The following is a 22008-nucleotide window of genomic DNA, read 5'->3' as shown; positions in this document are numbered from 1 at the left end:
TCCGGTCCCCTTGGATCTCCATAATTATAATGTTAAGGGCTGGGGGCCTCACGGGGTGGATCCCCAGCCCGTTTGATCCTCTGCCCAACAACGGGGTGCCCAGCACGAGTTTCCAGCGGGTTCCGAAATATGGCGACGCGCAAGCCGATGGTCGCCCTGGTGGGGCGGCCCAACGTGGGGAAGTCCTCCCTCTTCAACCGGCTGATCGGCCAGCGGCTGGCCCTGGTGGACGAACGCCCGGGGACGACGCGGGATCGCCTCCATGGGGAGGTGATCTGGAACGGCTTCGCCTTCACCCTGGTGGACACGGGTGGACTGGAGGTGTTGCCTCCTAAGGTGGAGGCCGGCCTCCGGCCGGCCCAGCCTCTGGCGGAAGACTCCGCCGCCTTTATCCCCCAGATCCGCGCCCAGGCTGAGATCGCCATCGCCGAGGCCGACGTCTTGGTCATGGTGGTGGACGTCCAGGCCGGCCTCACCGCCGCCGATGAGGCCGTGGCGGAGGTCCTGCGGCGGACGCAGAAGCCGGTGCTGGTGGCCGCGAACAAGGCGGATAACCCCGAGCTGCGGGAGGCGGCGGTGGAGTTCTACCGGCTGGGATTGGGGGAGGTCTACCCCATCTCCGCCCTCCATGGCACTGGCATCGGCGAGCTGCTGGACGCCATCGTGGCCGCTCTGCCGGGCCTGGCCGAAGCGGAGGAGGAAGAGGGCATCCGCATCGCCATCGTCGGGCGCCCCAACGTCGGGAAGTCCTCCCTGCTCAACGCCATCCTGGGGGAGGAGCGGGTCATCGTCAGCCCGATCCCCGGAACCACACGGGATGCCATCGACACACCCATCGAATGGGAGGGGAAGAAGATCATCCTCATTGACACGGCCGGGATCCGCCGGCGGGGCCAAATCCGGCCGGGGATCGAGCGCTACAGCGTCCTGCGGGCCCTGCGGGCCATCCAGCGCAGCGACGTGGTCCTCCTGGTGCTGGACGCGCAGGAGGGCGTCACCCATCAGGACGCGGTGATCGGCGGGATGGTGGTGGATGAGGCCCGCAGTGTGATCCTGGTGGTCAACAAGTGGGATCTCATGTTGGACGAGCGGGGACGGCCCCGGGTGAAGCCGGAGGAGTTCATCCAGCATATCCGGGGGACCCTGAAGTTCCTGGATTACGCGCCGGTGCATTTCGTGTCGGCGAAGACCGGCTACGGCGTCCCGGCCCTGCTCCCCCTGGCCCTGCAGGTCTACCGGGAGCGCCATGTGCGCCTGAGCACCTCCGAGCTGAACCGGCTCGTCCGCGAGGCGCTGGAGGCTCAGCCCCCTCCGACGCGGAAAGGGAAGCCTCTCAAGATCTATTACGTGACCCAGGCCCGGACCGATCCTCCGACCATCGTGTTCTTCGTCAACGACGCGGACCTGGTCCACTTCTCCTATGAGCGCTACTTGGAGAACCGAATCCGGGCGCGTTACCCGTTCACCGGAACCCCTCTGCGGCTGGTCTTCCGAGGGCACGAGCGGGAATCTTCATAGCCGCTGTCCGCCCGGCGGCTCATCGCAACCGGCGAGGCCGGTGGATGGCCCGGTAAACCCGGTAGTGCCGGTCGTCGAAGAGGATCTCCACGTTCCCGAAGGCCCGCTCGATGAGGGCGCGGTAGGGGAGCACCACGGCGCCCACCAGATACAGCCGCCCGCCCGGGCGCAGCACCGCGGGCGCATCATGGACGAACTGCATGGCCACCTCCCGTTCCACCCCGAAGCCTTGATGGATCGGCGGGTTGGTCACCACCACATCGAAGCGCTCCCCCCGCACGCCATCGATGACATCGCTCAGGCGCACCTCGACGTGGGGCAGTTCGTAGAGGGAGAGGGTGCGCCGGCTGGCCTCCAGGGCCGCGGCGCTGATGTCTACCATCACCACTCGCCCCTCCCGGGCCTCATGGCCGGCGATCACCCCCACGATGCCATACCCGCATCCCAGATCCAACACATGGTCCTGGGGGCGGATCTCCATCTGCTCGATGAGGTGCTGTGTCCCTTCATCCAAAGCAGACCATGAGAACAGCCCGGGCCGGGTAATGAAACGCCAGGTCCGGCCCCGGACAGTAGCCTCCCGCTCGACGAAATCTTCCCCAGGGGGCTCCAAGCGGAGGTCGGGTGGGCGGGTGGCCACAGCCACCCGGTAGCCTCCGCCGTAGGCCCACACGGGGGCCTTGCCGAACAGATCCGCGGCGTAGGCGATGATCCCCTCAATCCCACCCCGCTTCGGCCCGGCCAGATAGAGGCGCCCGCCGGGCTTCAGGGCCCAGGCGGCGATGCGCACTAGGCGCTGGGCCACCTCCTTTCCCTTCGGGATGTTAAGGAAGACCACATCGAAGGTCCCGGGCTGGAGCCCGGGGATTCCATCGCCGTGGATCAGGAGGGCGCGGCCCTCCAGGCCGTTCATGGCCATGGTGCGCCGGGCAGCCTCCACCGCCAGGCCGTGGTCGCTGGCCAGGACGATGCGGCCGGCGGTGCGCCGGGCAGCCAGCACCCCCAGCCAGCCCACCCCGCAGTTGAGATCCAGCACGTGATCCTGGGGCCCGACTTCCATCACCTGGGCGATGAGCGCAACCCCCGGGTCCACATGGCTCCAGATCTCCAGGCCGGGCTTGCCTGCCCATCGGATCCACTCGTTCCCGATGCGATCCTCAAACTCTCGCCAGACGTAGTAATCGGTCACGCCCATACGAGCGTCCGGATAAGGGAGAGATTCGCAACATGCGGCTCCAAAAAAACGGGCGAGGCCCCTCAGGCCCCGCCCGGCTTCAGTGGAGGCGGCGGGAATCGAACCCGCGTCCGGAGGATTCCACCGCCGGTGCCTACCGGTGTATCCGGTTCTTCCTCTCGCCGGCCGGTCCTCCCACCGGCAAGGTCTCCGGCCGGCCAGCCCCTTCGATCTTAGGCAGCCCTCCGGGGCGCCGGGCCGCCGCACGCCGACTTTGTCACACCCGAGCCGGCCCCGTCGGCGATGGGTCCGGTCGAGCGGGTCCCCTCATCGGGGGACCGTCCCCTCACGCTGGCTTAGGCGGCCAGCGGGAGAGCCGCGTAGTCGCGGTTGGCACTTGTTTTTTGCTCGGGTTGTTCACGGGGTCCGAGCGGCCCCGACCGGCCACCGACGATCTGCCTCCCCCGTCGAGCCCAGTTCGCCCCCATCTGCACTACATATTATAGCGCAAATCGCGTGTGGATGCGCGATGCGGCGTCTCGCTCCCGAAGGGGGCTTTTCCCCCGGCGGGAATTCCCATGTCACCTCATGGAGACCGCCGCATCTAAGGGAAGTGAAGGGCCCTTTTCCAGGGCCTCCACGAGCCCTGGACGGTCCGCGCCATCGGGCCCTCCGACGGGGAGGATGGGGGGCGCAACGCCCCCCATCCGGTCTCCCTCAGAGGGCGGCGGGCCGGGGCCCGCATCCTTCACCCGCGCATCCTTACCCGGAGGAGGTCCGTATGGCGTTGCTGGACGCGCGCACCCGAGAGGAAGTCCGCCGGCTGCTGGCCGATCTGCCCCATCCGGTGCGGTTGCGGGTTTTCATCCAGCATACGGATTGCATCTATTGCCGGGAGACCCGACAGCTGGTGGAGGAGGTAGCGGCCCTCTCCGATCGCCTCTCCCTGGAGGTCCATAACCGGATCACGGACCGGGAGGTCGCGGAGCGTTACGGGATCGATAAGGTCCCGGCCGTGGTCATCGAAGGGGACCGGGACTACGGCATCCGCTACTTCGGGATCCCGTCTGGCTATGAGTTCGGCTCGCTGATCGAGGACATCCGGATGGTGGGGGCGCGGGATTCGGGGCTCTCGCCGGCGAGCCGCCAGCGCCTGGCCCGGATCCAGACGCCGGTCCACATCCAGGTCTTCGTCACGCCCACGTGCCCGTATTGTCCGCGGATGGTCCGGCTGGCCCATCAGGCGGCCTTCGAGAGCCCATGGATCCGCGCGGACATGATCGAGGCGATGGAGTTCCCCGAGCTGGCGGATTTCTACGGGGTCTATGGGGTGCCCCGCACGGTGATCAACGAGGTCATCCACATCGAGGGAGCCGTGCCGGAAGGCTACTTCATCAACGAGCTGATGAAGGTGACGGATCCGGAGGCGATGGCGAAGGCCACGGCGGCCTGGGAGCGGATGCGCCACGCCATCGCCGCGGGTCATGCCCACTCTCATCACCACGATGATGAGGACTGAACATCCTTGTGCGCAGGAGGTGGATCATGGTGGTGAACATGGCCGGCTGGGATCGCATCGTGCGGCTGATCGTGGCGGTCGTCTTCATCCTGGTCTCAGCCTTCGTCCTCCGCTTTAACACCCTGGGCATCATCCTGACCGTCATCGCCGTCGTCTTCATCCTCACCTCCCTGATCGGCTGGTGCCCGCTCTACACGGTCTTGGGTTTCCGGACGAAGCGCTGAGGCGGCCGCGGATAAGGGCAGCGGGGGCGCAACGGTGTCGCGCCCCCGCCGGCCTCCGCCCGAGCGGGTGGATTTGACAGAACGGCAGGGACCGGCTAAATTCTTAAATAGAGAAAGCGGGCGGGCGTAGCTCAGGTGGTAGAGCGTTGGCTTCCCAAGCCAAAGGCCGCGGGTTCGAATCCCGTCGCCCGCTCTCCGGCAAGGAAACGGGGGCAGATCCAGGATCTGCCCCTTTTGTTTTGATGCGGGGTGCGCCTCCCGGATCCCGGGCAAGGCGAGCATCCGTTGAGGCATCAGGCGAATCATTTGTTCTCGGATTCCAACAGGAGGATCCCCCCGGATGGGCATCCTGCGTAGCCGGATGGGACGCCTCTTGGCAAACCTCCCGGGATGGCGTCGGGAGCCCTTTCTGTCCCCCATCCGTTCGGATGAGGCACCCTCCGGATCCACCGGGACGGTCCGGGAGGAAGGGGCGCCTCCCGCTTCTCCTGAAGACTCGCTCCGGCTCCTGGAGGAGCGCCTGGGCTGGTCGTTCCAGAACCCCGAGTGGCTTCGGGAGGCCCTGACCCACCGCTCCTACGTCAACGAGCACCCCGGGGAGGGGGTCCGAGATAACGAGCGGCTGGAGTTCCTGGGGGACGCGGTGCTGCAGCTGGTCGTCAGCGCGGAGCTGTTCCGCCGCTTCCCGGAATGGCCGGAGGGGCGCCTGACGGCCCTGCGGACCGCCCTCATTCGGGGCGAGCAGCTGGCGGCCTGGGCCGAGACCCTGGAGCTCGGCCGCTTCCTCCGGCTGGGGAAGGGAGAGGCGGAGGGAAGCCGGACCCGGCCTTCCATCCTGGCAGACGCCTTCGAAGCCCTCCTGGGGGCGTTGTATCTGGACGGCGGGCTGGCGGCGGCCGAGGCCCTGCTGCGCCGGTTGCTTCCGGAGGCTATCGCGCGGGCCCTGGAGAACCTGGAGCGGCACGATCCGAAGGGGCGCCTGCAGCAGTGGAGCCAGGCGGTGCGGGGCCAGACGCCGGTCTATGAGGTGGTGGCGGTGGAAGGCCCTCCCCACGCGGCGCGCTTCACCGTGCGGGTGCGGATCGGGGAGGAGGTGGTCGGGGAAGGCCAGGGGACCAGCAAACGAGAGGCCACCCGGGAGGCTGCCCGGGATGCCCTGCGGCGCCTGGGCCTGGAGGAGGCGTAAGCCGGTTCGGATCAGGCGCAGCGGCGTTGCGCCTCTACCGGCTGGCCGATCGAACATCCGGATGAAGAGGGGTGTATGGAGCGCCGATGGCTGGAGAAATTGGAGGCGGTGGAGCGGCGATATGAGGAGCTGACGGCCCTGCTGGCGGATTCGGTGGTGGCGGCCGACCTCGCCCGGCTTCGCTCCCTCAGCCAGGAGCGAGAGGAGCTGGAGCCCATCGTGGAGACTTTCCGGCGCTATCGAACGGTGAGCCGTCAGCGGGAGGAGGCCCAACAGCTGTTGGAGACCGCCGAGGAGGAGGAGCTGGCCGCCCTGGCCCGGGAGGAGCTGGAGCGGCTCACCGAGGAGCAGGAGCGCCTGGAGCAGGAGCTCCTGCGGCAGCTGCTCCCCCGCGATCCGAACGACGAGAAGAACGTGATCGTGGAGATCCGGGCGGGAGCGGGTGGGGAGGAGGCGGCCCTGTTCGCGGCCGATCTCTTCCGGATGTATACCCGCTACGCCGAGCGGAAAGGCTGGGCGGTGGAGCTCCTCAGCGCCAACGAGACCGGCCTGGGCGGCTTCAAGGAAGTGATCTTCATGATCCGCGGCCGCGGCGCCTACTCCCGCCTGAAATACGAGAGCGGCGTCCACCGGGTCCAGCGGATCCCCATCACGGAGGCCTCCGGACGCATCCATACCAGCACCGCCACCGTCGCGGTGCTCCCCGAAATGGACGAGGTGGAGGTCCAGATCGATCCCAAGGACCTCATCATCGAGACCTTCCGAGCGGGGACGGCGGGAGGACAGCATATGCAAAAGAACGAGACCGCCGTGCGGATCACCCATGTCCCGACCGGCATTGTAGTCTCCTGTCAGGACGAGCGGTCCCAGTTCCAGAACAAGCAACGGGCCCTGGCCATCCTACGGGCGCGGCTGTATGAGCTGGAGCGTCGGAAGCGAGAGGCGGAGGTCCGCGAGGCCCGACGCAGCCAGGTGGGGACCGCCGAGCGGGCGGAGAAGATCCGCACGTATAATTTCCCCCAGAACCGGGTCACCGATCATCGCATCCATCTCACCCTGTATCGCCTGCAAGAGGTCCTGGACGGGGATCTGGATCCGCTGATCGAGGCGCTGATCCTGGACGATCAGACCCGCCGCCTGGCTGAGCTGCAAACGGCCGGATGAGGAGCTCCCCGGAAGGAGGGCGTCCGGGCATGGAAGAGACCGGGCAGGTGTTCCAGCGTTCCTCCCGCTGGCTGACGGCCACGCGGGTGCACCGGCACTCGTGGGTGCGCCGTTTCCTGACCTTCCTGCTGCACCTCGCCTATCGCCTGGTGTTGCGCCTGGAGGTGGTCGGGCTGGAGAACATCCCGGCCAGCGGGCCGGTCATCCTGGCCATCAACCATATCAGCTTCCTGGATCCCGTGCTGGTGGTCAGCGTGCTCCGCCGCAAGGTCCTCCCCATGGCCAAGGCCGAGGTCTTCCGCGATGTGGTGCTGGGCCCTCTGGTCAGCGCCTTTGACGCCTTCCCGGTCCGGCGTGGGGAGATCGATCGCCGGGCCGTTCAGACGGCCCTGGAGGTGCTCCGGATGGGTGGGGTGTTGCTCATCGCCCCCGAGGGCACCCGGAGCCCCACCGGGGCTCTGATCCGGGGGAAGGAGGGGGCGGTCTACCTGGCCTGGCGCACCGGCGCCCCCATCGTGCCCGTGGGGGTGGATGGGACCGATCGCTTCAAGTTCAACATCCGCCGGCTCCGGCGCACGCCGGTGCGCGTGGTCTTCGGCTCCCCCTTCCGGGTGGAGATCCCGGAGGAGCGGAGCCGGGAGGCCCTGCGGGAGGCCACGGACGAGCTGATGGTCCAGATCGCCGCGCTGTTGCCCCCGGAACGGCGCGGGGTTTACGCCAACTTCCCCGCTGCGACCCCCCGCTACCTTCGGCCGCTAACGGCTCCGGAGAACTTCATGGCCCTGCGGACGCGGGAGCCTGCTCCATCAGAATTCGTTGAGCGAGCGGAAACCCCTTGACCTCGAGGCGGGGGATAGATCGACGAACGCGCGCGCCTTCGATCTCAATGCCGACCACCCGATCATACGCATCGAAATCCAGCACGATCCCGTGGGCCACTTCTTCCGAACTCGACACTCGGCCGATCCGCAAGCCGGACATAGATCATAACGGAGCATGACGCTCTCTAAAATATTTTGTTGTCCTCCTATAAGCCGCAACCCTATTTAAGCAAAAGTAGTCTGTCGAGACTGCTCTGTAATTTTAAGAGTTTAGGGTTTGCCGCCACTTTCTCTGAAGGGCTCCGGCTCTAACGCCAGGCCATGGCGGCAATGTCCCCCTGCGCGGTGAGGCGGTCGATCCGGCCGGAGAGGAGATTGATCCGGTAGAGGTCCCCCTGATAGCGGACCAGGAGGCTCTGGCCGTCGGGGGCCCAGAGCATATCCGGCGGGCCGCCGAACCCGATCTCCCCCTCCGGTGGGAACAGCCGTCGCCGGTTGCTCCCGTCGTGGTCCATCCCGTAGAGGTCGTAGCGCGAGGCGTCCCCCATCTCAGGCTGCCGGGCCTGTCCGAAGAAGATCCCCCGCGGGGTCCACAAGATGGCCGCCCACATCCCGACGTCCTCCAGAAGCGGGCGTGCCCAGCCACCCTCGACGGCCACGATCCACAGATCGAAGCGCGTCGATTGTTCCGGCGGCTCCTCCCCTCGAGGCGGGCCGTGGACCAGGGCGGCCAGGTAGCGCCCGTCGGGTGACCAGGAGAGGGCGGGCGTCCACGCCCAGGCGCCCCCCGTCTCGTAAACCGGGAAGGTGATCCGGAGGGTGATCCGGAGGCTCTCCACATCCAGGATGCCGATCCCGTCCGTCCGCCCGAAGGCCAGGCGCCGGCCGTCCGGGGACCAGGCCCAGCGCATCCCCCACCAGCCGTAGGGACCTCCCGCTGTGGAGGTGAGGACCTGACGCGCCGTGATGCGTCCACCGGCCCAGCGGCCGATCCACAGGTCGTTGTTCGCCCGCCATCCCGGCGGCCCGGGGCTGGGCTCCCCGGTGGTGAAGGCCATGCGGTCCCCCCGGGGGGACCAGTCCAGCCAGAGGATGTTCTCCGGGCCGGCAGGCTGGGAACGGGGCGGGTCCGCCCGGAGATCCAGTCCCCACAGGGTGTTCAGCAGGCGGGAGGAGGCCGTGAGGGGTGCCCGGGAGAACAGCAGGATGGATGCGTCCGGAGAGAGGGCGAAGACCCGACCGTCCAAATCGCCGAAGCGGGTGAGCGGAAGGATCCGGGAGGTCTCCCCGGCCATCCGCCATGCGTCCCGGCGGGCCAGGAAGACCAGGGTGCCGGAGATGGGGAGGGAGGCTACCTCGCCACCCAGGCCCACGGCGAGGATCTCGGGCACTGGCTCCCGGAGGCGCTCCCGATGCACCTCCCGGCGCTCCACCAGCTGGCCGTCCGCCCATGTGAGGCGGACGGTGACCCGTTCCATCCCGGGCTCCCCCCGGCGGATCAGGCGGGTCTCTCCGGGGGCCAGCCGGGCGTCCTTCAGGATCTGCTGGGGGAAGGGCAGGGGGATCTCCTCGACCTCCAGGGTCTGGGTGATGCGGGTGACGGTGATCACCATCCCAGGCTGGATGGGGACGTTCTCCGGTGGGGTGACGCGGTCCAGGTCCCGAAGGGTGATGCCAGCCTGGGCCAGGGCCTCCCGGACCGTGGGGCCGCGGACGTAAACCGTCCGGCGCTGGCCATCGGCCACCACGGTCACCGGGGCTGGCCGGGCGGTGCAGGCGGCCAGCGCCATCGCTCCCAGTCCGATGATCCAGCGTCCCCATCCGTTCGGCATCGCGATGTGCGACTCCGAGAGGGGTGGGGAGGCCTTTGGGCCTCGCCCCAGCCTGCGTATTTTACTGGAGGGAGCGACCGCCTGCCGGGCGGCATGCCATTCGGTGTCGAGGGGTGGACTGAAGCCCTGAACTGTCGTTTTCGATCCTGCAAGGGTCGCGGCTAAAGCCACTCCTACCGAAAACATCGTGTAGGAGGAGCTTCCGCCCTGGGCGGGTGTCCCGCATGGCAACGGCGGTCATTTCTGAAGGGAGGGCCTTCAGTCCCAAACCCTTTCTTCTCGCCCCTGCAGGGGGTCGTGGCGGAAGTCGCTCCTATTAGGAAGGCTTTAGCCCCGCGAGGCCACGCTTTCTTTACACCCTGATCTACGGCGGGCCCCGCAGGATCATGGGAAGAAAGATGATGGCTGGGCAGACGGCGATCACGTTGTTGTCCTCCCGCGCCTCCCAGACCCGCCCGGTGAGGGGGCTCTCCCCATAGGGATCCACATCGAGGTTCAGGAAGAAGCAACGACCGGGTTGGAAGGACGCAGTCCCGGTGATGGGGATCTCCTGACCGGGGGCCAACGGGGGAAGCCAGATGCCCGAAGGCCCTTCCATCCACGCCGCGAAGCCTTCGCCGTCCCACGGCCCGGCCGGAGGGTTCCCGGACGCGCGCTGCTGCAGCGCCACCAGGAAGCCGCCGACGCGAGGAGGGACCGGCGCGGCGCCCGCGTTCCGGACCCATGCGTTCACTTGGGCCATGTCCCCGACCAGCCGGAGCGTAGGGCTGAGGAGAATCAGATCCGGGAGCATCTCCTCCGGATTGCCGCGCAGATCTCCCAGGCGGATGGTGTAGGTCACCCACGCCCGGCTCTCGGGAGTGGCGGTGAAGCGGGCCAGCGGCCAGAGGATGCCCTCCGGCGTGTAGAACGGGATGGGATTGAGCCCTTCCTGGCTGGTGGAGAGGATCCGAGCGTAGGTGATGGTGTAAATCCCCGTTGGCACGCGCACGGCCATCCCCGTGGCGAACTCGAAGCCTGTGCCCCCAATGGTCCCTACGGTGATCTCATATTCCGGCGGCTGATACCGGGCATAGGCCGTGGTCATCCAGGAGGCGAAAAGGGTGTGGGTGGGCTGCACATTGAGGAACAGCACGCCGGTGGGCTCCACCGTCCAGGTGATCTCACCATCGAAGGGATCGGCCCAGACCTCCACCCGGGTGATCCAATCCGGGTAGGTCAGTCCCCCGAAGCCGATGCGGAGGCGATCCACGGTGGCGTTCTCAATCCGGTTCTCCCGGGTGACAGGTAAGTATGGATCCCCTAGGCTGGTGACACCAATGGTGAGGGTCTGCCATCGAGTGTTGGGGAAGACTTCGGCCGCGCGCAGGGCCGGCGCGGGGAGTGGAGTGGGCCACGGGGGAGGCGGAGGAGGTGGCAGGGCCCGTGCGATCCCATGCCAGACGAAGATCCCCAACAGCCCCAGGCCCGACAGGAGGAGGCTGAGCAGGCGAAGGATCGGTCCAAATCGCAGACCGCTTTTCGTCTGTTCGGTCATTATTCTCTAACCACTCGGGCGGATGGAGGGGTTGAATTCAAAATCTGCCTCTCCATCCGCCCAGAAGGTGTCGGGAGACCTTCACCCGTCCCACCCGCTTGGCGTGCGGGTCGGCGTCGGCGTGGGTGTCCGGGGGGGCGTGGGCGTCCACACCGGCGTGGGCGTCGGGGTGCGGGTGGGCGTGCGGGTCGGCGTGCGGGTGGGTGTGATCGTCGGCGTCCGTGTGGGCGTAGGCGTGAATGTGCGGGTTGGTGTGCGCGTGGGCGTGCGGGTGGGCGTAGGCGTGCAGACCGACGGCGGACATACCGTCGGTGTGGGCGTGCGGGTGGGCGTCGGCGTCCGCGTGCGCGTGGGAGTGCGAGTCGGCGTGATAGTCGGTGTGCGCGTGGGGGTGCGGGTCGGCGTGGGCGTGCAGATCGACGGCGGGCACGGCGTGGGCGTAGGCGTGCGGGTGCGCGTTGGCCTGCGGGTGCGCGTAGGCGTGCGGGTGGGCGTGCGCGTTGCAGTGGCCGTGGGCGTGGAGGTCGATGTCGGCGTCGGGGTTGCCGTCGCCGTAGGGGTAGGCGTCGGTGTGTCCGTGGGCGGCGGCGTGGGCGTGGGCGTATCGGTGGGACCCGGGGTGAACGTCGGCGTGGGAGGCGGCTCCACCGTTGGGATCTGCGGCGGCAGCCCCAGCAGACGGACGGTCCGGAAGCGCTCGTTGATGGCCTCGCGGCGGGCGATCAGCGGGATGTGGGAGACGATAGGCCGCAGGAAGGGGGTGATGATCATATGGTTGTAGCGCACCACCACCACCACCCGGTCTCCGGGGCCGCCCGCGTCGTTGCCGGGCTCGCAGCGCAGGGTGGCCGGATCGAATTCGAAGCCTGCCCGGCTGCTGCAGATGGTCACGCCGTAGAAGCCCGGCGCATCCGAGCCGGGCCCGCCGGCCTGTTCCCCGAAGGAGGTGACCAAGAGACCGTAAAGGATCTCGCGTCCCCGCATCAGGCCGGCCTGCAGCCGGGCCTGCTCCCGGTCGGCCTCATCCGTGCAGCCGCTGAGACAGAAGGCCTCATCGTATTGCCCGGTAGAAAGGTACCGGGCCGCCGCCCGGGCGTTGTTCTCAATGGTCGCCCAGGCGTAGAACACCCGGGCCAGCTCGATGACCATGAAGACCAGCATCAGGAAGATAGGCAGGGCCACGGCGAACTCCAGCGTCCCCTGAGCCAATCGGCGCATGATCCCTCCTTTGCGGCACAAGAGAAGCCACCTATCGGTTCAAGCGGGTGAAGATCCGACGGGCGATCTCCCGGAAGATCTGTTGCAGGGTGCTGGCGTCCGGGGCGTAGAAGTAATTGCTGCACGACTGCCCCTGGGGTTTCCAGACCGCTCCGGAGCTGAACCAGTCGTCCCCGCTCTGCAGGCAATCGGCCCGGTTGTCCCCATCCGTGCTGTCGGCGAGGTAGCGCATGAACTTCTCCCCGACATCGCGATCTCGCCCCCCACCGGGCCGGACGTTCAGGCTGTGCATCCCGGTGCCGTAGCCGATCGAGAAGACCACTACGTTGGCCTCTCTCAGCACGTCCACCATATCCAGCGCGGCGTCCTCCGCATCGTAACGGGGGCTCGTGCTGGGATGGCGCGCTTCGAAGTCTCCATCCTGACAGAACGGACGGTAGGTGGGATCCCCCCAATACCAGGTGGGCTCCCCCCACCCCGGGGGCGGTGTATATTTCGGGCAGAGCCCGAAGTTCTTGGTTGCCGGATCTGGCGAGCTCGGAACGGGATCTGTGGCGTTGGCGGCGGCATCGCTCAGCATCACGATGGCCCAGAGGGCACCGGTCTCCGCCGGACGTCCCTGGGTGGCCAAGACGTTGTAAGCCAGCCGGAGGGCTCCTTGGACGTTGCTGCTGGGACACGGGCGGGGATCGTTGCCGGGCCCCGGCTCGAAGACAGGCACCGGGACGCAGTTCCCCGATTCGGAGGTGCAATCCATCCCTGCGCATTTTGCAGTCTGTGCGTTTTGGGAAGGGTCATAAACCTGGATGCTCCGGATCGCGTTCTCAACGGCCATCAGGCTGGTCCCCCCGTTCAGATCCACCCACAGGCGAGGCTGGCGATCGAAGGAGATCACCGCCACGCGGTCGTAGGGGTAATACATCCGGGCGGCGAATTCCAGCGCTGCCTGCCGCACAAAGCGGAAGGGTTCACAGGCGTCCGTCGGGTTGCAGAAGTGCGGCCGCTGGGGCCGAGGACATGCCGGATTGGGATCGGGGGCATCGGTGGGGATGCACACGATGGGGTTTGCGGAGGCGAGGACCATGCGGGTGTCGTAGGCCATAGACTCTGAGTTGTCGATGATCAGCACTAGGTCCACCGAGGCGGCCTCCCCTGTGGCGGAGCCGGAGAGGCGCGCGCTCTCCCAGCCCACCACGCGCAGGAAGGTCATCGGGACGGTCACCTCCGCTTCGACACGCACCAGCTTGCGCCTGGGGGTGGTGCAGAGCTCCGCGGCGTAGGGGCCCGGATCGTCGCATGTGTAGACCCGGATAGCGGCGACGTCGAAGCCCTGGGCGGTCAGGAAATCCTGAGCGGCCTGCTGAATGTCGGCCAGGGTGCGGCCGACGCGGAACTGATTGGAGCCGGCCAGGGTTGCTCCATCCAGGGCGTGCTGCAAGCGGTGCCGGGCGGCGTAAAGCCGGGCGCCGTCCATGGCCAGGCCGGCCAGGGCCAGCAGCCCCACTACCATGAAAGCGAACAGGACCACAATCTGACCGCGGCCGCGCATCTTTCCTCCTTCCGTTGGCGACCCCGAAGGGGCTGGAGGGACCTGTGCCGGGCTCATTCCATCGGATCCACCGAAGGCAGCGGCATCCAGGCCGACGCATACATCGGGATGATTTCAGGGAATATCGATGTGAACAGGCCCAGACGCTGACGATAGTGATAATAGGCCTCCACGATCAGGATCCCTTTGCTCGGGGAACGACCAACCTGCGCAGTGATGGCCTCGTTGGTGACTCGAGAGCTTTGATTGTTGAATCGTGACCAGCCGTTGGGGGCGTCTCGGGGGAGCCGCCAGACCAATGTGCCGTCCTGCCGGACGCCGAAGGCGGAGATCACCAGGTCGTCCCCCAGGCCGGAGTTCAGCGCATAGGGCTGGAAGGCCTCGTCAAATCGCTGGGAGATGGGGTTCAGGAACAGGTCGCTGCCGCACACAGCGCTGGGATCCCGCGGGTCCTCCTGGCGATCCGCGTAGAGGCAGGGATCCCCATCGGCCCCGAAGCGGGCGGCTTCCCGCACGGCGTCCTGCAGGGAGAGATAGGCTGCAATGGCGAACCCGATCTCGGTGAGCCCAGCGATGAGGATCAGAAAGAGGGGGAGTAGAATCGCCAGCTCCACGATGCTCTGGGCCCGCCGTCCTCTCCGTCCCCGCTCGCTCATAGACCCTCCGTATCCAAAAGCCCATCCAGAGCGGTTTAAATTTAATTCGACATTCACTGCACCCCCCTATGGGGGATTATATTAAAAAATCTCAAACCGTCAATAGCCCGAAAGTCCAGGGTGGGGCGGGGAGGGGCCGTAACCCCCCCACCTCTTTGGGCGGTTTACCTCACGGAGGTAAGAGACATATGACCTCACGGATCCGAGAGGTGCGGATGCGGGGGGCATCCTTCCGCCGGGGTCAGGGGTTGGTGGAGTTCGCCTTGATCCTCCCGGTGCTGTTGCTGTTCATGCTGGGGATCATGGAGTTCGGCCGCGTCCTCTACATCTACACCGAGGTCTCCAATGCGGCCCGGGAGGCCTTACGGGCGGGGGCGGCGACCATCCACCGGGCCAATGACGCCGATCGGGGGAAGGTCACCGCTGCGGAGTGCAATGAGATCCTGAACCGGGCCTACGGGACCCTGGCCCTGACGCCCCGGAGCCAGGTGACGATCACGGTGGAATACCTGCGCCCCACCTCTGGTGGTGGCAGCACCTCCCTGGGGGTATGCGCTTCGGATCCCGCGCAGATCCAGCTGCCGACAGCGGTCCTGGCCCTGAACGATCAGGTGTATGTGGAAGTGCAATCCCGGGTGAGCGCGGCCACGCCCCTGATGCAGCCCTTCCTTCCGGGCCTGACGCTGCGCTTCGCCGGGATGCGCTCGGTGGTCCCGATCAGCGGCATCGCGATGCCGAAACCGTAGAGGGAGCCCTATGGGGACCATGGGACGAGGACGCGGTCAGAGCCTGGTGGAGTTCGCCCTGGCAGCCACTGTCTTGCTGATCCTGCTCACCGGGGTGCTGGACCTGGGCCGGATGTATATGGCCTGGGTGGCCATCCAGGACGCCGCCGGGGAGGGGGCGCTGTATGCGGCGATGAACCCCCGCTGCATCAGCGCGGCCAACGGCCCGGATTGCCAGACGCCCAACAACGCCTACGACCGCACCTTCATCGCCATCCGCTCCACCCCCGGGACCCCCCTGGATCCCTACCGGGTGACGATCGTGATCACGCCGAACGATCCGGGGCAGATCTGCTTCGGCACGCCGATCACAGTCTCGACGCGGTATTCGTTCACGATGATCACGCCGGTGATGCAGGCGATGTTCGGCCCAGAGGTGGCGCTGCGGGCTTACGCGGTGCAGCGCGCCCTCAACAACGGTTCAAGCGGATGCCCATAGATCGGGATGTCCGGAGGAGGTGGAAACATGCACGGACGAAGCCGAGGACAAGCGCTGGTGTTGATCGCGTTGGCCTTCGTGGGCCTTCTGGCCCTCACGGCCCTGGCCCTGGACGGGAGCAACGCCTACGGCCAGCGCCGGCGGGCCCAGAACGGGGCCGACGCCGGGGCCCTGACCGGGGCGCGTTTCCTCTGGAACCCCAAACCCTGGTGCAACAACCTTCAGGGCTACGGCTGCCCGGAGGCGGCGCTGTTGCGGGCGGTGAACAGCGCCGTGGAGGCCCACGGCCTGCCGGATACGGACGGCCAGCCCGGGAACGCGTATAACGCCAACATCCAGGTCTTCTACACTGACGCCGACGGGAACGTCCTCGGCCCGGTCGGCGGCGGCTTCGTCCCGGCCAAGATCGGGACGAAGGACGTGAAGGGCGTCCGCGTGGTGGTCTGGAACCCCTTCTCCGCCTTCATCGCCCAGATCATCGGTCAGGCGAACCTGCGCGTGAGCGCGGAGGCGGTGGCGGTCTACCAGCCGCCTGTCTCTTGCAATGGCTGGGCCATCTTCGGCGGGTGCACCGGCAACTGCCAGCCCAACGTCCTCAAGGCCACCGGCGGCGGCCAGGCCGGGGTCGTCAACGGCAACATCCACTCCAATGCCGACATCAATATCAGCCAGCAGATGTATATCAACGGCGTCTGTGACTATGTGACGGAGAAGAAAGGGCAGGGGAAGTGCCAGACCACCCAGCAGGGCAGCTACATCCCGATGCCCGAGTTTTATAAATACGAAGACTTCCTGCCCGGCGGCTCCAAGTGGAACCAGGCGGATGCGAGCCGGCGCTATTACTTCAGCGGTCCCATCACGCTGAAATCCAGCGGCCTCTGCCCCTCGCCCGGGAACAACAGCGGCGGCTCCTATAAGCTCTGCGACGGGCTCTACGTGGTCAACGGCGACGTCACCATCCAGGGCGGGGGAACCGTCACGCTGACGATCGTGACCAACGGCGAGATCAAGTCCACCAGCTCGAACAACGATGACGCCTACTTCAAGGGGTTCTATCGGGAGCCGGACGGCAAGGGGCAGCTCCTGTTCTTCTCGACATCCAATGACACCAACAACGGGGCGATCCAGCTCTCGTATGCCTCGATCACCTGGGAGGGCCTGATCTACGCCCCCAACGGCTTGGTCAACCTCTCGGGCAGCCAGGGGTTCACCGGGAACGGTGCCATCTTCGGCTACGAGGTCGACGTCTCCGGCGCCAACTTCCAGCTGACCTATATCGATGAGGCCTGTCCGACCTCGCCTCCCCAGCTCTTCCTGTTCAAGTGAGCCGATCCCTGTCCCGGGAGGCTCCCGTTAGCAGGCCTCCCGGGACCTTTATCTTCCCACTCTCAGCGCTCAGGATCCGGAAATGCGGACGCACAAAGGTTGGCATCGAGTTGGGGCAACGCTTCTCATCGCGGGCGCCGGGTTCCTCGCCCTGCTGCTCCTCATGAGCCGCCGGGCCGAGGCCGGCGTCCAGGTCCTTTCCCAGACCACGTTGGTGGATTTCGGCGCCGGGGAGTTCCTCCGCACCGGGCTGGCCGGCATAGGGGACGGCGCGGTCTCGCTGCTCCGGGCCGGCCTGAGCGGGGAGTGGATCACCACGGTGGTGACGGCGGGCCTGGTCCCCCGTTGGGGTCACGCTGCGGTCTACACGAACGGGCGCATCTATGTGATCGGCGGGCTCCACGATGCCACCGTGGGCAGCGCCCTGACGCACGCCATCGTGCAATCGGCCACGGTCCTGGGCGATCATAACCTCACGCCATGGGTCACCGTCACGACCAACCTCACCGGGATCTTCCCCTATGGCACCGCCTATGGGGGAGCGGTGCAGGTCGGCCCCTTCCTGTATGTCATCGGCGGCAGGCGGGAGCCGAACCCAGACATCGGAGCGGCCCAGCGTCAGGTAGCCTACGCCCGGGTGAACCCGGATGGCTCCCTCTCCCCGTTCACGGAGGCGGTCTCCCTGCCCGTCGGGCTGGAGAGCATGGCGACGGTGGCGTGGGCGGGGTGGATCTACGTCCTGGGCGGGATCGATGAAAGCCTCCAGGTGACCGACACCATTTACGTGGCCCGGCCGGACCCGGCCACTGGTCTCATCACCGGCTGGACCCGCCTCACGTGGACCCTGCCTTATCCCCTGTGGCGGCACGCCGCGGTGGCCGAGCAGGGCTATCTCTATGTGATCGGGGGGATGACCGGGACGAGCAGCCTGCCCCTGTATGAGGTCTGGTTCGCGCCCCTGGGGGATGGGACGCTCCTCGGGCCCTTCACCCGCACCGAGCCCCTGGACAACAACCTGGTGGAGCTGGCGGCCATCGGCTACAACGGCCTGTTGCTCACCAGCGGAGGGTTGCAGAGCAACCTCAGCGATGTCAGCCGGGACGTGCGGGCAGGGGTGATCGCCGACACCAGGGAGGTAATCACCTGGACGGCCACCAGCCTGATCACCCCACCCCGCAGCGCCCACGCCATGGTCGTGCTCCCCGACGGCTGGGTCTACGTGATCGGGGGGCGCGATCAGAACACCCCCCTGACCCACATCAACGCCGGACGACTGGGCGCGGAGGGGGCAGGGCTCTTCGTCTCCAGTGGGCGCTACCTCGCCCCGCCCTTTCATCTGGACCGGCGGCGACTGCTGTTGACGCTGGACTTCCAGTTCCTGCGTCCGCCCGGGACCGACGCCGCGGTCCGCATCCGATCCCAGGCTCAGGACGGCTTCCCGTGGAGCGACTGGGGCCCGTGGACGCCGCTCACCGGGACGGGAGAGGTCACCCTTTCCATCCCCCTCAACTTCTACGTCCAGTCCCTTCAGTATGAAGTGGTCTTCAGCACCACGAACCCCCTCACCGCGCCCTTCCTGCTCCGGGCCGATCTGCGCTACGAGGTCCCGGACAAGCCGCCTGCCTGGGTCAAACAGGCGATGCCGCCGGAGGGGAATGCGGTGCGGCCCGGGGATCGGATCACCTACACGGTGGTCCTGACCAACGACAGCGGGGCCACCCTCCACAACCTCCGGCTGATGGACGACTTCCCGGCCGGGACGGCCTACGTGGCAGGCTCGGCCTCCGCCTCCGCAGGGCTCTCGTGGACGGTCTCCGCCAGCGGGTGGGTGGGGGAGATGACCGCCCTCGCCCCCGGGAGCGTCCTGACGTTCACCTTCGCGGTCACCGTGACTGCCGGGGGTGGCCAGATCCAGAACCAGGCCGTTCTCCAGACCGATGAGTTCGGGTTGCTCTCCGGCAACGTCGTCGTCCATCCGGTGGTCGCGTTGACCGGTACCCTCAGCGCCCTCCCGCCCGCCGGGAGCGTGGTCTTCCCTGGGGATCTGCTCACCTATACTGTGTGGGTGACCAACCCTGCGTCCGCTCCGCTGGGGGCGGCGCAGATCACCGGGCAGCTCCCCCTCGCCGTCGTCCCGCTCCCCAACGGCCTTCAGGTCAGCGCGGGGTCGGTGTTCACGGGATCCTGGCCGACCTTCCGCTGGGACCTGCCCGGCCTGGGCGCGGGGGCGGCCGCGGCCCTCACCTGGACGGTGCAGATCACGGACCCGATGTGGATCGAGGACGGGGCCTGGCTCACCGCTACGGCATCCCTCTCCGGCACCCCGCCCCTCCCACTGGGGGCTATCACCCACGTGGTACGTCAGCCGTATGCCCTCCAGATCGTCAAGACCGACGATCGAAGCCAAGCGGACATCGAGGAGATCCTCCGCTATACCATCACCCTCACCAACACCGGCTGGGTGACGGTGACAGACCTTCGGATCACCGACACGCTGACCGGATGGCCGTGGATCACTTTCGTGGATCCACCGGTGGAGGCCAGGGAGATGGTGATCACGCTCCCCGCCCTGGGGCCCCGGGCGACGATCTCCTTCGTCCGGAGCACTCAGATCAGCGTCTCCGCCAACCTCTCGGACGTGGTCGCCTTCACCAACACGGTCACCGCCCGCGCCTTCGGGACGGCAGGGGTTCCCCTGGCGGACCGCTTCGAGGCTTCCGACGTCACCACCCTGGCCGGACCGGATCTGGTGGTCGCCATCCCACCGGAATCCGTGAGCTTTGATGGAAGCACAGTCACGCTCACGGTGGTCGTCACTAACGTCGGGCCGGGAACCGCCCGTCCGTTGTCCAGTGAGAACCCCCTGTGCGCGCCGCACTGGGTGCTGGTGGGGTTCTGGGCGAACGACGAACCCGTTCGTGCGGACTATCTCGATCTGGGAGCGCATCGGCTGCCTCCGGGCGCCGCGGCCTCCGGGGTCTTCACGCTGTCACTTACGAGGACTGCCTCGATCCGCGCCATGGTGGACGCCTACACCCCCGGCTTTGGCTTCCCCGGCCGGGGATGCGTGATGGAAACGCGGGAGGACAACAACGTCACCGAGCCGGTGAGGGTGGGCGGATATCGGGTGTTCCTCCCCCTGATCCTGCGAGGTCCGTGAGCCGATCCGTGGATCCATCGGCTGTCTGGTGATTCCGGACCAGGGCTTCCCAACGTGGTAGGTTCGATGGTAAGATCTCCTCAGCCGGAGGCTGGCGGGATCGCATCCGGAGGGAGAAGGTCCATGGCGTGGGAAGGCGCTCGCGTTCAAAGAAGGCATGGGTGGGCGCGCGGCGGGCTGCGGGCCGGGCTGGGCCTGGCGTTGGGGATGGGGCTCGCCCTGGGGTGGGGCGATCGGGCCAGCGCCCAGTTCCCCACCCCGGGCCCGACGCCCACCCCGTTCCCGACGTGGACGCCCACCCCGGTGGCGACCCCGACGGATACGCCGGTTCCTTCGCCCACGCCGACGCCTTCTCCCTCCCCTACGTTCACGCCGACGTCCACGTCCGTGCCTCCTCCTACGCAGCCCCCTCCCACGGTAACTCCTATCCCCTCTCCGACGGTTTCTCCCATGCCCACCGCTCCGGCGGTCCCAGCTCCCTCGTCTCCGCCCCCGGGTCCATCGGGAGGGTCCGATGCAGCGAGCCCCAGCGTGGCCACACCCGGTTTGGATGTCGCCCGGCTGCCGCGGACCGGCGGGGCGCTCTGGGGGCCAGTGGCCGGGGGCGGTCTGGCCATGCTGGCGGCTTTACTGGCGTGGCGCCGCCGGCGATTTCGGAGGCGGCGGTAGGCGCGAGGGCGCACTGGGGGACAAAAGGCCTATACGGAAAATTGGAAAGGGCCTATAATATTCAGTAATCGGATGACTTTTGACGGCCCCACCCGCTCCCGAATTGGGGAGTGATAGGGTGCGGGGTTGTGCAGGGGCTCGATGGGGGCGGGTTGCGATCCGGAGGAGGCGGTGTGCCGTGGAGGGTGATTAGGATCCTGAACCGGAGGCAGAGGGATGCGCCGGCGCAGAAATCGAACGTTGTTGCTGCTCATCCTGCTGATCCTGGTCCTGATGGGGGCCGCGCTGTTGCTCGTGCCCCGTTTCGCTGCGGGCCCGGCCCCGACGCCAACGCCCACACCCCCTTCGCTGAAGCCCATCGTCATCGCGGCCCAGAGCATCCCGCGCGGGGCGTTGATCACGGAGTCGGATGTCACCCTGCGGGGATGGCCGGTTGAGGTCCTGCCGGAGGGGGCTTTCGCGGATCCGAAGGAGGTGATCGGGAAGGTGGCCCGGGTGGACATCCCCCGGCAGAAGCCCATCGTGCCGGAGGACCTGACGGTGCAGCCCGCAGAGGCGGCGCGGCGGGGATCGGAGGCCAGCCTCTTCGTGCCGCCCGGGAAAGTAGCCTTCCCCATCCCGGCCGACGAGGCGGGGGCCGTCGCCTTCAACCTGGCGCCTGGGGATCGGGTGGACGTGCTGGTGACGTTCCGTCTGGTTCCAGTCAAGGCGACCGCCGATGGGGAGTTCCGCCCGCAGATCCTGGACGAAGATCTGTTCAATCGGTTGCGGGCCCTTGGGGTGGAGCCCGGCGCCGCGGCGCAGGCGGCCGTGGTGAAGCCGGAGCAGCAGGTGGAATTCCGGGTCAGCCAGCTGGTCCTTCAGAACGTGGAGATCCTTTCTATCGGATCCTTTGAGCCTCCGCAGCCTCTGCCCCCGCCTGGGCCGACGCCGACGCCGGGTCCCGCGCCCACGCCCACTCCGATGCCGCGCCAGCGATACATCACGTTGCTGGTCGATCCGCAGGAGGCGTTGATCCTGCAGTGGCTGCGGGAATCCGGAGCGGTGGTGGACCTGGCCTTGCGCAACCCGACGGATAACCAGCTGGTGCGGACGGACCCGGTGACCTTAGGATGGCTGCTCCAGCGGATCGGGATCACCCTCCCGCCGCCCGGGCGCTTCGGCCTTGCCCCGGATATGATCCCGGGTTGTCCGGATGCGTTCGCCCGGGAGCCGTGCCGGTGAGCTACAT

At 67.4% G+C, this 22008-nt stretch carries 19 protein-coding genes, 1 tRNA gene and 1 other RNA gene; 13 read left to right on the top strand and 8 right to left on the bottom strand.

The window, feature by feature from the left end:
• Positions 1-129: 129 nt before the first annotated feature.
• A complete protein-coding gene (der, locus tag CFB18_RS14245) occupies positions 130-1518 on the top strand; it encodes a ribosome biogenesis GTPase Der (RefSeq protein WP_088572464.1) in 1389 nt (462 codons plus the stop codon).
• A gap of 19 nt (positions 1519-1537) precedes the next feature.
• On the opposite strand, the gene CFB18_RS14240 is transcribed toward der, so the two are convergent.
• A complete protein-coding gene (locus CFB18_RS14240; RefSeq protein ID WP_088572463.1) occupies positions 1538-2713 on the bottom strand; it encodes a methyltransferase in 1176 nt (391 codons plus the stop codon).
• A gap of 80 nt (positions 2714-2793) precedes the next feature.
• Positions 2794-3178, bottom strand: a transfer-messenger RNA (tmRNA) gene (gene ssrA, locus CFB18_RS14235).
• Positions 3179-3473: 295 nt separating this feature from the next.
• Between ssrA and pdo the strand changes: the two genes are divergently transcribed.
• The 6 genes from pdo to CFB18_RS14205 all read left to right on the top strand — a co-directional run bounded on the left by pdo (position 3474) and on the right by CFB18_RS14205 (position 7624).
• Positions 3474-4211 (top strand): protein disulfide oxidoreductase, encoded by a 738-nt coding sequence (gene pdo, locus CFB18_RS14230; protein WP_088572462.1) that lies wholly within the window; start codon positions 3474-3476, stop codon positions 4209-4211.
• Between the two features lie 26 nt (positions 4212-4237).
• The gene (locus CFB18_RS14225; protein ID WP_088572461.1) at positions 4238-4435 is read left to right on the top strand and encodes a YgaP family membrane protein; all 198 of its coding nucleotides are present in this window, start codon (positions 4238-4240) and stop codon (positions 4433-4435) included.
• Positions 4436-4555: 120 nt separating this feature from the next.
• A tRNA-Gly gene (locus CFB18_RS14220) sits at positions 4556-4628 on the top strand.
• Between the two features lie 147 nt (positions 4629-4775).
• A complete protein-coding gene (rnc, locus tag CFB18_RS14215; RefSeq protein WP_200808237.1) occupies positions 4776-5621 on the top strand; it encodes a ribonuclease III in 846 nt (281 codons plus the stop codon).
• A 75-nt stretch (positions 5622-5696) separates the two neighbouring features.
• Positions 5697-6785 (top strand): peptide chain release factor 1, encoded by a 1089-nt coding sequence (gene prfA, locus CFB18_RS14210; RefSeq protein WP_088572460.1) that lies wholly within the window; start codon positions 5697-5699, stop codon positions 6783-6785.
• 29 nt (positions 6786-6814) lie between these two features.
• Positions 6815-7624, top strand: coding sequence for a lysophospholipid acyltransferase family protein (locus CFB18_RS14205; RefSeq protein ID WP_159461787.1), 810 nt, complete (start codon positions 6815-6817; stop codon positions 7622-7624).
• Here CFB18_RS14205 and CFB18_RS16655 read toward each other — a convergent pair.
• From CFB18_RS16655 to CFB18_RS14175, 6 genes are all read right to left on the bottom strand, one after another.
• Complete coding sequence (locus tag CFB18_RS16655; RefSeq protein WP_088572458.1) at positions 7560-7766, bottom strand: DUF2283 domain-containing protein; 207 nt, start codon at positions 7764-7766, stop codon at positions 7560-7562. The two genes, CFB18_RS14205 and CFB18_RS16655, sit on opposite strands and share 65 nt — an antisense overlap.
• Positions 7767-7914: 148 nt before the next feature.
• Positions 7915-9438: a G5 domain-containing protein gene (locus tag CFB18_RS14195; RefSeq protein ID WP_159461786.1), complete on the bottom strand. Its 1524-nt coding sequence runs from the start codon at positions 9436-9438 to the stop codon at positions 7915-7917.
• Positions 9439-9802: 364 nt separating this feature from the next.
• Complete coding sequence (locus tag CFB18_RS14190) at positions 9803-10975, bottom strand: hypothetical protein (protein ID WP_088572456.1); 1173 nt, start codon at positions 10973-10975, stop codon at positions 9803-9805.
• An 81-nt stretch (positions 10976-11056) separates the two neighbouring features.
• Entirely contained in the window at positions 11057-12193 is a 1137-nt protein-coding gene (locus tag CFB18_RS14185) for a TadE family protein (RefSeq protein WP_088572455.1), read from the bottom strand.
• A 31-nt stretch (positions 12194-12224) separates the two neighbouring features.
• Positions 12225-13742, bottom strand: coding sequence for a pilus assembly protein TadG-related protein (locus CFB18_RS14180; RefSeq protein ID WP_159461785.1), 1518 nt, complete (start codon positions 13740-13742; stop codon positions 12225-12227).
• 53 nt (positions 13743-13795) lie between these two features.
• Positions 13796-14398, bottom strand: coding sequence for a TadE/TadG family type IV pilus assembly protein (locus CFB18_RS14175; RefSeq protein WP_088572453.1), 603 nt, complete (start codon positions 14396-14398; stop codon positions 13796-13798).
• Between the two features lie 188 nt (positions 14399-14586).
• Here CFB18_RS14175 and CFB18_RS14170 point away from each other — a divergent pair, with 188 nt between their 5' ends.
• The 6 genes from CFB18_RS14170 (at position 14587) to cpaB (ending at position 22001) form a co-directional block, all read left to right on the top strand.
• On the top strand, positions 14587-15144 hold the full coding sequence (locus CFB18_RS14170; protein ID WP_200808236.1) for a TadE/TadG family type IV pilus assembly protein: 558 nt from the start codon (positions 14587-14589) through the stop codon (positions 15142-15144).
• A gap of 19 nt (positions 15145-15163) precedes the next feature.
• Positions 15164-15622: a TadE/TadG family type IV pilus assembly protein gene (locus CFB18_RS14165; RefSeq protein ID WP_159461784.1), complete on the top strand. Its 459-nt coding sequence runs from the start codon at positions 15164-15166 to the stop codon at positions 15620-15622.
• Between the two features lie 27 nt (positions 15623-15649).
• Positions 15650-16948: a Tad domain-containing protein gene (locus CFB18_RS14160; protein ID WP_159461783.1), complete on the top strand. Its 1299-nt coding sequence runs from the start codon at positions 15650-15652 to the stop codon at positions 16946-16948.
• Between the two features lie 82 nt (positions 16949-17030).
• Positions 17031-20108, top strand: a complete 3078-nt coding sequence (locus CFB18_RS14155) for a CLIPPER-2 domain-containing protein (RefSeq protein ID WP_088572450.1) — start codon at positions 17031-17033, stop codon at positions 20106-20108.
• 123 nt (positions 20109-20231) lie between these two features.
• Entirely contained in the window at positions 20232-20777 is a 546-nt protein-coding gene (locus CFB18_RS15475) for an LPXTG cell wall anchor domain-containing protein (RefSeq protein WP_159461782.1), read from the top strand.
• Positions 20778-20993: 216 nt separating this feature from the next.
• On the top strand, positions 20994-22001 hold the full coding sequence (gene cpaB, locus CFB18_RS14145; RefSeq protein ID WP_088572449.1) for a Flp pilus assembly protein CpaB: 1008 nt from the start codon (positions 20994-20996) through the stop codon (positions 21999-22001).
• Positions 22002-22008: the final 7 nt, after the last annotated feature.

This window comes from Thermoflexus hugenholtzii JAD2, from assembly GCF_900187885.1.
Taxonomy (GTDB): domain Bacteria; phylum Chloroflexota; class Anaerolineae; order Thermoflexales; family Thermoflexaceae; genus Thermoflexus; species Thermoflexus hugenholtzii.
Note: the sequence above shows the minus strand (reverse complement) of the source record. Positions and strands in the feature narration are given on the sequence as shown.